This window comes from Cupriavidus sp. 01L46 (assembly GCF_056399905.1).
Window position 1 is genome coordinate 1 of record NZ_JBFTSF010000226.1, and the last position, 10763, is coordinate 10763.

General features: G+C 64.7%; 11 protein-coding genes. 7 read left to right on the forward strand and 4 right to left on the reverse strand.

The genetic code is table 11. The features are described 5' to 3' along the window. A partial coding sequence (locus AC1DS3_RS28725; RefSeq protein WP_477128425.1) for a LysR family transcriptional regulator occupies positions 1 to 434 on the reverse strand: 434 nt, incomplete at its 3' end. A gap of 156 nt (positions 435 to 590) precedes the next feature. Between AC1DS3_RS28725 and AC1DS3_RS28730 the strand changes: the two genes are divergently transcribed. From AC1DS3_RS28730 to cobA, 7 genes are all read left to right on the forward strand, one after another. Further along, positions 591 to 1364 carry a sulfite exporter TauE/SafE family protein gene (locus AC1DS3_RS28730; RefSeq protein ID WP_477128426.1) on the forward strand — a complete coding sequence of 258 codons (774 nt, stop codon included), beginning with the start codon at positions 591 to 593 and terminating at the stop codon, positions 1362 to 1364. Positions 1365 to 1393: 29 nt separating this feature from the next. After that, on the forward strand, positions 1394 to 3073 hold the full coding sequence (locus AC1DS3_RS28735; protein WP_441633205.1) for a nitrite/sulfite reductase: 1680 nt from the start codon (positions 1394 to 1396) through the stop codon (positions 3071 to 3073). 17 nt (positions 3074 to 3090) lie between these two features. Beyond that, positions 3091 to 3672 (forward strand): DUF934 domain-containing protein, encoded by a 582-nt coding sequence (locus tag AC1DS3_RS28740; protein ID WP_477128427.1) that lies wholly within the window; start codon positions 3091 to 3093, stop codon positions 3670 to 3672. After that, entirely contained in the window at positions 3669 to 4457 is a 789-nt protein-coding gene (locus tag AC1DS3_RS28745) for a phosphoadenylyl-sulfate reductase (protein ID WP_459371775.1), read from the forward strand. Before AC1DS3_RS28740 ends, AC1DS3_RS28745 begins: the two co-directional genes overlap by 4 nt. Positions 4458 to 4468: 11 nt before the next feature. Further along, positions 4469 to 5431: a sulfate adenylyltransferase subunit CysD gene (gene cysD / locus AC1DS3_RS28750; RefSeq protein WP_477128428.1), complete on the forward strand. Its 963-nt coding sequence runs from the start codon at positions 4469 to 4471 to the stop codon at positions 5429 to 5431. Between the two features lie 138 nt (positions 5432 to 5569). After that, entirely contained in the window at positions 5570 to 6874 is a 1305-nt protein-coding gene (locus AC1DS3_RS28755) for a sulfate adenylyltransferase subunit 1 (RefSeq protein WP_174427935.1), read from the forward strand. A 47-nt stretch (positions 6875 to 6921) separates the two neighbouring features. Beyond that, complete coding sequence (gene cobA, locus AC1DS3_RS28760; RefSeq protein WP_477128429.1) at positions 6922 to 7716, forward strand: uroporphyrinogen-III C-methyltransferase; 795 nt, start codon at positions 6922 to 6924, stop codon at positions 7714 to 7716. Positions 7717 to 7803: 87 nt separating this feature from the next. Here the strand turns inward: cobA and AC1DS3_RS28765 are convergent, their stop codons facing one another. The 3 genes from AC1DS3_RS28765 to lptF are packed head-to-tail and all read right to left on the reverse strand — an operon-like array spanning position 7804 to position 10514. Then, on the reverse strand, positions 7804 to 8202 hold the full coding sequence (locus AC1DS3_RS28765) for a sirohydrochlorin chelatase (RefSeq protein WP_477128430.1): 399 nt from the start codon (positions 8200 to 8202) through the stop codon (positions 7804 to 7806). Between the two features lie 36 nt (positions 8203 to 8238). Next, positions 8239 to 9393 (reverse strand): LPS export ABC transporter permease LptG, encoded by a 1155-nt coding sequence (gene lptG, locus AC1DS3_RS28770; RefSeq protein WP_477128431.1) that lies wholly within the window; start codon positions 9391 to 9393, stop codon positions 8239 to 8241. Further along, on the reverse strand, positions 9390 to 10514 hold the full coding sequence (gene lptF / locus AC1DS3_RS28775; RefSeq protein WP_477128432.1) for an LPS export ABC transporter permease LptF: 1125 nt from the start codon (positions 10512 to 10514) through the stop codon (positions 9390 to 9392). Before lptF ends, lptG begins: the two co-directional genes overlap by 4 nt. Positions 10515 to 10763 lie beyond the last annotated feature (249 nt).

Here is a 10763-nt window from a genome sequence, read left to right on the forward strand (position 1 = left end):
ATGTCGGCGTGGTCGTGCAGCACCATGTCGGCGATCTGGGTGGGATTGCCCTGTTGTATGGAAAGGCGCACCTTGGGGTAGCGCTTGGTAAACTCCGCGATCACCCGGGGCAGGGCGTAGCGCGCTTGCGTGTGGGTGGTGGCGATGGTGAAGTTGCCCTGGTCCTGGGCGGCGTAGTCCTTGCCTACGCGTTTCAGGCTCTCCACTTCTTGCAGGATCTTTTCTACCGACTCCAGGATGCGGCGGCCGGGCTCCGTCAGGCTGCGGATGCGCTTGCCGTGGCGGGTAAAGATGTCCACGCCGAGCTCTTCTTCCAGCTCGATGATGGCCTTGGAGACACCGGGTTGTGATGTGTAGAGCGCTTTAGCGGCTTCGGTCAGGTTGTAGTTCTGACGTACGGCTTCGCGCACAAAGCGGAACTGATGCAGGTTCATATAACTGTGTTCGTATAAACAAACAACTTCTTATTAGTTTGAGATATGAGGGCAGTTTATTACGATTCTCGAACTTTGTTAATGAACGGTCGGAACCTCCGTGCGCATGCCTCACTTTTAGGCAGCAACGGGCGCTTACCGGCCCGGTGAACCCCAATGTCTCTTGCCTATACCGTTTCCGGTCTGCTAGTAGGCGTCCTCGTCGGTCTGACCGGGGTAGGCGGGGGTTCGCTCATGACGCCGCTGCTGACGCTGTTGTTCGGCTTTTCGCCGGCCACGGCGGTTGGCACCGACCTGGCTTTCGCCGCCATCACCAAGGGTTTTGGCACGCTGGCGCACCGCGCTCACGGCCATGTGCAGTGGCAGGTGGTGCGCCGCCTGTGCATCGGCAGCCTGCCGGCGGCGGTGGTGGCCATCCTGGTGCTCAAGAGCGCCGGCGAGCTTAACGCGCAGTGGCTGCACGCGATCCGCATGACCATCGGCGTGTCGGTAATCCTGACAGTCTTGTCGCTGCTGTTCCGCAGGCAGCTGCTGGCGTGGCTGTCCCGCAACCCCCAATTCCAGCTTGAAGGCCGTGCCCAGACCATTGCCACCATCGTGGTGGGCGCCGTGATCGGCGTGCTGGTGACGGTGTCCTCGATCGGCGCCGGTGCGGTTGGCGCCACCTTGATCCTGCTGCTCTATCCCCGCATGAAGCCTGCCGAAGTGGCGGGCACCGATATCGCCTACGCCGTCCCGTTGACGGCGCTTGCCGGCCTGGGCCATGTGTGGCTGGGCACGGTGAACTGGGCCCTTTTGCTGGCCTTGCTGGTGGGCTCGATCCCCRGCATCTGGCTGGGCGCGCAACTGTCGCGGGCGTTGCCCGAGCGGCTGGTGCGCGYCGCGCTGGCTACCACGCTGACGCTGGTGGCCATCAAGCTCGTCTCCTGAATTTAACGAATACTGAACGGACCCACACCATGTATCAGTACGACCAATACGACCAGCGCATCGTCAACGAACGCGTAGCCCAGTTCCGTGACCAGGTGCGCCGCCGCCTGTCCGACGAACTGACCGAGGAAGAGTTCTTGCCGCTGCGCCTGCAAAACGGCCTGTACATGCAGCGCCATGCCTACATGCTGCGCGTGGCGATTCCGTACGGCTTGCTGTCGAGCAAGCAGATGCGCATGCTGGGCCATATCGCGCGCGAGTATGACCGCGGCTATGGTCATTTCTCCACCCGCCAGAACATCCAGTACAACTGGATGGAGCTGGAGCGCGTGCCCGACGTGCTGGCCGAACTGGCCAGCGTCGAGATGCACGGCATCCAGACCTCCGGCAACTGCGTGCGCAACATCACCACCGACCACTTCGCTGGCGTCACGCCCGATGAGTCCGTGGACCCGCGCGTGCTGGCAGAGCTGCTGCGCCAGTGGAGCACGTTCCAGCCGGAATTTGCGTTCCTGCCGCGTAAGTTCAAGATCGCCATTTCCGCTTCGGCCGATGACCGCGCCGTGGTGCAAATGCACGATATCGGCATCTACGCCTACCGCAACGCCGAGGGCGAAACGCGCCTGCGCATCCTGGCCGGCGGCGGCCTGGGCCGCACCCCGATCCTGGGTTCGGTGATCAAGGAAGACCTGCCTTGGCAGCACCTGCTGTCGTACGTGGAATCGGCCATTCGCGTGTACAACCGCTATGGTCGCCGCGACAACAAGTACAAGGCGCGCATCAAGATCCTGGTGAAGGCGATCGGCGCGGAGAAGTTCGCGCAGGAAGTCGAGGAAGAGTGGCAGCACAGCAAGGATGGTCCCGCCACCATCACGCAGGCCGAGTTCGACCGCGTGGCGCAGTACTTCGCGCCCCCGGCTTACGACAAGCTGCCGGACACCGACGCTTCGTATGAAAAGCACCTGCTGGAAGACAAGGCTTTCGCCCGCTGGGTGAGCCGCAGCGTGCATGCGCACAAGGTGCCGGGCTACGCCGCCATCACGCTGTCGACCAAGCCCGGCCCGGCATCGCCCCCGGGAGATGCCACCGATGCGCAGATCGACCTGGTGGCTGACCTGGCCGACCGCTACGGCTACGGCGAGCTGCGCGTGGCGCACGAGCAGAACCTGGTGCTGCCGGACGTGAAAAAGCGCGATCTGTATGCGCTGTGGCAAGAGGCCAAGAAGGGCGGCCTGGCCACCGCCAACATCGGCCTGCTGACCGATATCATCGCTTGCCCGGGCGGCGATTTCTGCTCGCTGGCCAATGCCAAGTCGATCCCGATCGCGCTGGCCATCCAGGAGCGTTTCGACAACCTGGACTACGTGCACGACCTGGGCGAGATCTCGCTCAATATCTCGGGCTGCATCAACGCTTGCGGCCACCACCACGTTGGCAACATCGGCGTGTTGGGCGTGGATAAGGACGGCGAGGAGTGGTACCAGGTCACGCTGGGCGGCGCGCAAGGCAACAAGAGCGCCATCGGCAAGGTGATCGGCCCGTCGTTCAAGGCTGAGGAAATGCCGGACGTGGTGTCGCACATCATCGACACCTATGTGGCCAACCGCCATGACGACGAACGCTTCATCGACGTGCTGGGCCGTATCGGCATCGCCCCGTTCAAGGAACGCGTCTACGCCGACAAACAACGCGAACGCGCCGAAGCCTGAGCACCGGAGATAACGACATGGCAAAGATTATTCAACTGCAACGCAGCGAAGGCGCCAACCCGGTTCCGGTCATCATCGACGATGCATGGACGGTGCTGCGCGGTGCCGAGGKCGCGGCCCTGACCGACGAACAAATCGTCGCMGCCGCGCAAGGCAAGGACGCTGTGCTGTTCCCGCTGACCGCATGGCTGGCGCACAAGGACGGCGTGCTGGCTGGTCGCGCTGCCGACATCACCGGGATCTGGCTGGCGCCGGAAGACGAGCCGGCTGACGCGCAGGGCGCGTTTGCCAGCGTGGCCGTGGTGGCGGTGGATTTCCCCGTGTTCCGCGATGGCCGTGGTTTTTCCACCGCGTACCTGCTGCGCACCCGCTACAACTGGTCCGGCCAGCTGCGYGCCATTGGCGACGTGCTGCGCGACCAGCTGAATTTCATGAAGCGCTGCGGCTTTGATGCCTTCGCGGTGCGCGCGGACAAGAACATCGATGACGCCATCAAGGGCTTCACCGAGTTCACCGTGGCTTACCAGGCATCGGTGGATGAGCCGCTGCCGCTGTTCCGCCGCAACCGCGCCGAAGCGCTGGGCAAGGAAACGGCATGAGTGAGATTGCTATCGTCGAGGCTCCGGTCTCGTCACTGCGCCCGCCGGCACTGTGGACCGCGCCGGAGTACACCGGCAGCGTGGCGGACCTGGCGGCCAAGGAGCGTGAGCTGGGCCTGCGCCTGGCGGAGATCGCCGGCCGCTTTTTCCGCGCTCGCTTTGCGTCCAGCCTGGCGGCCGAAGACATGGTGGTGACCGATGCCATCCTGCGCGGCACCGAGCAGGTGCGTGCCGGCATCCGCGTGTTCACGCTGCAAACCGGGCGCCTGCATGCCGAAACGCTGGCGGTGCTGGATGAGGTCAAGGCGCATTACGGCTACGACATCGAGCGCTTCACGCCGGACCCCGAGGCAGTGGAGAACTACCTGAAGAACCATGGCCTGAACGCGTTCTACGACAGCGTGGACCTGCGCAAGAGCTGCTGCGGCATCCGCAAGGTGGAGCCGCTGAACCGCGCGCTGTCGCATGCGGACGCCTGGCTGACCGGCCAGCGCCGCGAGCAAGCGGTGACGCGCTCGGAGCTGCCGTTCGAGGAAATGGACGAGGCACGCGGCATTCCCAAGTTCAACCCGCTCGCCGACTGGAGCGAGGCTGAGGTGTGGGCTTACCTGAAGCGCCATAATGTGCCGGTCAACGCGCTGCATGCCAAGGGTTACCCCAGCATCGGCTGCGAGCCTTGTACGCGTGCCGTGCGCGCTGGCGAGGATGTACGCGCCGGGCGGTGGTGGTGGGAGAGCAAGGACTCGAAAGAGTGCGGGCTTCACGAACAGAACATCAAGCATTGAGGCCAGACGAAATGGGCATCATGAACGAACTGACCGGCGCGCCGGAAGTGGCGCACCTGCTGCAAGTGCAAAACGATCACCTCGACAAGCTCGAGGCGGAATCCATCTACATCATCCGCGAGGTGGTGGCGGAGTGCCGCAACCCGGCGCTGCTGTTCTCGGGCGGCAAGGACTCCATCGTCATGCTGCACCTGGCGCTCAAGGCCTTCCGCCTGGGCGACCGCAAGACCGAACTGCCGTTCCCGCTGGTGCATATCGACACCGGCCACAACTACCCGGAAGTGATCCGCTTCCGTGACCAGCGCGTGGCCGAGCTTGGCGCGCGCCTGGTGGTGGGCCATGTGGAAGATTCCATCAAGCGCGGCACAGTGCGCCTGCGCAAGGAAACCGACTCCCGCAATGCCGCGCAAGCCGTGACGCTGCTGGAAACCATCGAAGCCAACAAGTACGACGCGCTGATGGGCGGTGCCCGCCGCGACGAAGAAAAGGCGCGTGCCAAGGAACGCATCTTCTCCTTCCGCGACGAGTTCGGCCAGTGGGACCCGAAGGCCCAGCGCCCGGAACTGTGGAGCCTGTACAACGCCCGCATGGCGGCCGGCKAGCAGATGCGCGTGTTCCCGATCTCCAACTGGACTGAGCTGGACGTGTGGCAGTACATCGCCCGCGAAGCGCTTGAGCTGCCCCCGATCTACTACGCGCACCAGCGCGAAGTGGTGAAGAAGAACGGCCTGCTGGTGCCGGTCACGCCGATCACGCCGAAGCAGGACGGCGACGTCAGCGAAGTGATCTCGGTGCGCTTCCGCACCGTGGGCGACATCAGCTGCACCTGCCCGGTGGCCAGCGTTGCGGCCTCGCCGATCGAAATCATCGCCGAGACGGCCGTGACCGAGATCACCGAGCGCGGCGCCACGCGGATGGACGACCAGACCAGCGAAGCGTCGATGGAACGCCGCAAGAAAGAAGGCTACTTCTAACCCGGACGCATAGGCGGGCACATCGCGTCGTTGCGAGAGTGCTCGTGTACCAATGTACACGTCGCCCTCACGCGCCTAGCGCTGCCTCCCGCCTATGCGCCGGAGCGAGCGCTGCGCAGGATGAAGAAAGGATTTGACATGAGCACCCAAGCAACACACCAAGGCCTGCTGCGTTTTATCACCGCGGGTTCGGTCGACGACGGCAAGAGCACCCTGATTGGCCGCCTGCTGTACGACAGCAAGGCTGTGCTGTCCGATCAGCTGACCGCGCTGACCAACGCCAAGAACAAGCGTACCGCCGGCGAGCAGATCGATTTCTCGCTGCTGACCGATGGCCTGGAAGCCGAGCGCGAGCAGGGCATCACCATCGACGTGGCTTACCGCTACTTCTCCACCGCGCGCCGCAAGTTCATCATCGCGGACACGCCGGGGCATGAGCAGTACACCCGCAACATGGTGACGGGCGCGTCCACCGCGCACGCCGCCATCGTGCTGGTMGACGCCACCCGCGTGACCGTGACCGACGGCCGCGCCGAGCTGCTGGCGCAGACCAAGCGCCATTCGGCCATCCTGAAGCTGCTGGAACTGCAACACGTGATCGTGGCCATCAACAAGATGGACCTGGTCGAGTTCAGCGAGGAGCGCTTCAACCAGATCCGCGCGGCCTACACCGAGCTGGCCAGCCAGCTGGGTTTGAAGGATGTGCGCTACGTGCCGGTGTCGGCGCTGCGTGGCGACAATATCGTCAATGCCAGCCAGGCCATGCCGTGGTACCAGGGCGAGCCGCTGCTGCCGCTGCTGGAAGCCCTGCCGGTGGAAGAACCCGCACCCGAAGGTGACGCCGCGCTGCGTTTCCCGGTGCAACTGGTGATCCGCCAGGACGGCGCCCAGGCTGACGACTTCCGCGGCTATGCCGGCCGGGTCGAGGCAGGCACGGTGCGCGTGGGCCAGAAGCTGCGCGTGCTGCCCGCCAACCGCGATGCACTGGTGGCGGAAGTGCTGACCCCCAACGGCGTGGCCGAATCGGCCAGCGTGGGCGAGACCGTGACGGTGCGCTTGTCGGAAGACGTGGATGTGTCACGCGGTGATATGTTCGTGGCTGCCGCCGCGGACAGCGTTTCGGCCAAGAAGCTGACCGCCGATTTGTGCTGGTTCGATGACGAATCGCTCAATCCGGCCCGCAAGTATGTGCTCAAGCACACCACGGCCAGCGTGTTTGCGCGCGTGTCGTCGGTGGATCGCGTGCTGGACGTGCATACGCTGCTGCACGAGACCGACCGCCACGAAATCGGCCTGAACGATATCGGCTCGGTGCAGATCTCGCTGCAAAAGCCCATCGTCTGCGACAACTATGGCGACAACCCGGCGACCGGCGCTTTTGTGCTGATCGACGAAGCCACCAACCACACCGTGGCCGCTGGCATGATCCGTGCATTCGCCTGAGGCGAGTGCATAGGCAAATCGATCCAGTGAGCGCGAAGGAGCATGGCATGGGCAAGGTCTATCTGATCGGCGCGGGTCCCGGCGCCGCGGACCTCATTACGGTGCGCGGTGCACGGCTTTTGGGCGAAGCCCAGGTGGTGCTGCACGATGCGCTGGTCTCGCCCGAGATGCTGGCATGGTGTCCGCAGGCGCAGTTGATCGAGGTGGGCAAGCGCTGCGGCCAGCGCTCTACCGCGCAGTTGTTCATCAACCGCCAGATCGTGGATCAGGCCAGCAAGTTCGAGCGCGTGGTGCGCTTGAAGGGCGGGGATCCGATGCTGTTCGGCCGCGCCGACGAGGAACTGCAGGCGCTGGAAGAAGCCGGCATCGCGTACGAAATCGTGCCGGGCATCACCGCCGCGCTGGCGGCGGCTTCCGCGATCCGCAAGCCGCTCACCAAGCGCGGCGTGTCGCGCAGCGTGGCGTTTGCGACGCAATCCAAGGCGGCTGACACGATCGACGTGGAGGCGGATGTCAAGGCCGATACGGTGGTGTATTACATGGGCCGCGACCAGGCGGCATCCATCGCCGCGCAGTTGATCGCGCACGGCAAGCCGGCTTCCACGCCCGCCTGGGTGGTCGAGGCCGCTACCTCGGCGCACCAGCGCAGCCGCCAGTTCACGCTGCGGCAGATGGCGGCGGGCGAGGCGGCGGCCTGGATCAACCCGGTGCATCCCAGCCTGCTGATGATCGGCGAAGCGCTGGCCTCGCGGGCTAGCGAAGCGCTGGCCTCGCGGGCTAGCGAGGCGGTGCCGCAGGATGTGGATGGCGGCGTTGCCTACGTGGAAACGCGCGCAGCCTGAAGCACTGGCGCGCCAAATGAAAAAAGCCGGGCAACGTTGCGTTGCCCGGCTTTTTCATTTAGGTGCTTCGATGGGGCTACGTGGGCGCTAGGCGTTGCCGCTGCCGAGCGTCCCCGCGCAATAAGCCGCAATCGCATCCAGCACACTGTCATCCTCGCCGACAGCCGCCGCGCAGCGGATCGTCACACCCGGAAGCTTGCCCCGGCAATCATCCAGCAAGGCCGGCAGGTCCCGCCGCAGATGCCCGCCCTGGCCAAAGAACACCGGGACCACATTGATGTCGGTAACGCCCCCGGCGGCCAGCGTTGCCAGCGTATCCGGCAGCGAAGGCGTCATCAGTTCCAGGAAGGCCAGGCGCACCGCGCAATCCGGCAGCGCAGCCGTCAGCTTGGCGTGCAGCCGGTCAAACGGCTCGCGCCAGCGCGCATCGCGCGCGCCGTGGCCGAACAGCACCATGGCCTGGCGGGGAAGGGGCGTGGTATTCATCTTCGAGCCTCGATGCTTGCCGGCTTGCTGGCTGGCTTAATGCCGGTCCACCCAGCGCAACGCGCCAAGCGCCACCAGCAGGTACAGCGTGCCGGGGATCAGCGCCGAGACGATGGGCGGCCAGGTATGCAGCAGCCCCACGTGCGAGAACAGGGTGTTGGACAAGTGGAAGGACAGCCCCAGCATGATGCCGCCGAACACCTTCACGCCCACCGCGCCGGCCCGTGCGTGCAGGTAGGCAAAGGGCAGGGCCAGCGCCACCATCACGAACAGGGTCAGCGGGTAGATCACTTTCTTCCAGAAGGCGATCTCGTAGCGCTGGGTGTCCTGCTTGTTGTCGCGCAGGTGGCGGATATAGCGGAACAGGTCCACCGTGGACATCCGCTCCGGCTCCACCAGCAGCACCGACAGGATCTGCGGCGTCAGCTCGGAGCGCATGGCCATGGTGGGCACGCTGTGCTGCTCGCCGCGGAAGGCCGGCGCCAGGGCGYCCGCCTTGCCGGGCTCGCCCCTGGGCAGTTCCTGGAAGTGGGTCTCGGTCACGCCGGTGAGCTGCCAKGACTGGCCGCCCTCGTAGCGGCCTTCCTTGGCCACACGGATCACGCTCAGGCGGTATTGGTCGTCGAACTCGTAAATGGTGACGCCGGTGATGCTCTGGTCGGGCCGCAGGCCGGCCACGTTGACGAAGCGCGTAACCTCATGGCCCTTGGCGGCATCGCGGTCGCGGTCCTTGACCCACACGCCGGAGCGAAAGCCCGCGGAAACCGTGGCGCCCAGTGCTTCGAGCTTGACCTTCTGCGCGTACTGCTCGGCCTTGGGGCCGATGAATTCGCCGAAGATAAACGTGGCGATGGCCAGCGGAATCGCCAGCTTGAACAGCGAGAACAGCGCCTGGCGCGTATTCAGGCCGGCCACCCGGAAAATGGTGTACTCGGACTGGCTGGCCAGTTGCGAGAACACATAGATGGCGCTGATCAGCACGGCGATCGGCAGCACCTCATAGATGCGGGTGGGCGCCTGCAGGATGACGTGGAAGAACGCCACCAGCGAGGTGTAGCGGCCGGCCACGCTCTCCAGCTCGCTGAGCATGTCGAAGAACACGAACAGCGCCAGCACCGCAAACAGGATGAAGGCGAAGACGCCGTAGATCAGCCGCGCGAAATAACGCTCGTAGACGCGCAATACCTTCATGCCTGGTTCCCCCGGGCGCCACCCTTGCGGGGCAGGCCGAAGACCGCGCGCCAGCCACCCAGGCTGCGGTTCTGGCGGTAGCGGAACAGCATCACCGCGCCCAGCAGGGCGATCAGGTGGAACGGCCACCAGGCCATCGAGAACGGGATGGAGCCGGAGCGCACCCAGGCCTGCGAGAGATTGATCACGTTACTGTAGGTCAGGTAGATCAGCACCGCGAAGACCAGGGGCGTGTAGCGGCCCAGGCGCGGGTTGACGTAGGCAAGCGGGATGGCGATCAGCACAAAGTTGAAGGCCAGCAGCGGCAGCGACAGGCRCCACAGCAACTCGCCAAGGTTCTCGTTGGTGGGGTTGCGCAGCAGGTCGATGGTGTCGCGGCTCTTGGTCGGGAGGTTGGCTTCCGACTCAGGTGGTTTGTTGTCCACCTTGACCGCGTACTGGTCGAACTCCACGATGCGGTAGTCGATCTTGCCGGGCGTGCCGGCATAGCGGCGGCCGTTTTCCATGACCACCATGCGGTCGCCGTTGGGCATGGTCTGGAACTGGCCCTGGTGGGCCAGCGCCACGCCGATCTTGTCGGCCTCGGCGTTGGCCACGAAGACATTGCGCGCGTGCTTCATGTCGGCGTCGATGCCTTCGATGAACAGCACGTAATTGCCTTTGGCCGGCTCGATGAAGCGGCCGGCGGCGATCATGGACAGCACGCCGCGCTGCTCGAAGCGGTCGCGGAACAGCGCGCTTTGCTGGTTGGCCCACGGCCAGGCGAACATGCCCAACAGCAGCGACATGATGATGAAGGGCGCGGCAAACTGTAGCACCGGCTTGACCAGGTCGCGCAGCGAGATGCCGGCCGAGAACCACACCACCATCTCCGAGTCCTTGTACCAGCGCGTGAGCACGATCAGGGTGGAGATGAACAGGGTGGCGGACAGCAGGATCGACAGATAGCCAATGGTGGCCAGGCCGATCAGCATCAGGACGTCATTGGGGCTGGCCTGGCCATTGGCGGCCATGCCGAGAATACGGATTACGAGCGAGGTCAGCATGAAGGTCAGCATGACCAGAAACACCGCGCCGGCGGTGTATGCGAGCTCGCGACGCAAGGCTTGTTGAAAGATCATGCGGAGTCGGTTCCGGGCTGCCGGCCGGCGCGGGCGATGTCGGTGCCGGGGGGCTTGCTAGCAAGCATAGCGGACCGGCGGCAGCAAATCGCGGATAATAGGAGCTTTCGTGGTGGACAAGCCCCTGGAAGGAAGCGCGATGGAATTTAGCACAAAAGCCTTGGATTGGAGCAAAGCGGGCCAAAATGGTTTCCTGGCAACCAAGACCGATTGTCTGGTGGTGGGCCTGTTTGAAGGACAGAGCCTGGC

Excerpts from the sequence above, each read along its gene's own strand:
- cobA (WP_477128429.1), top strand. The coding sequence starts at position 6,922 with ATGGGCAAGGTCTATCTGATCGGCGCGGGTCCCGGCGCCGCGGACCTC.
- AC1DS3_RS28735 (WP_441633205.1), top strand. The coding sequence starts at position 1,394 with ATGTATCAGTACGACCAATACGACCAGCGCATCGTCAACGAACGCGTA.
- AC1DS3_RS28765 (WP_477128430.1), bottom strand. The coding sequence starts at position 8,202 with ATGAATACCACGCCCCTTCCCCGCCAGGCCATGGTGCTGTTCGGCCAC.
- AC1DS3_RS28745 (WP_459371775.1), top strand. The coding sequence starts at position 3,669 with ATGAGTGAGATTGCTATCGTCGAGGCTCCGGTCTCGTCACTGCGCCCG.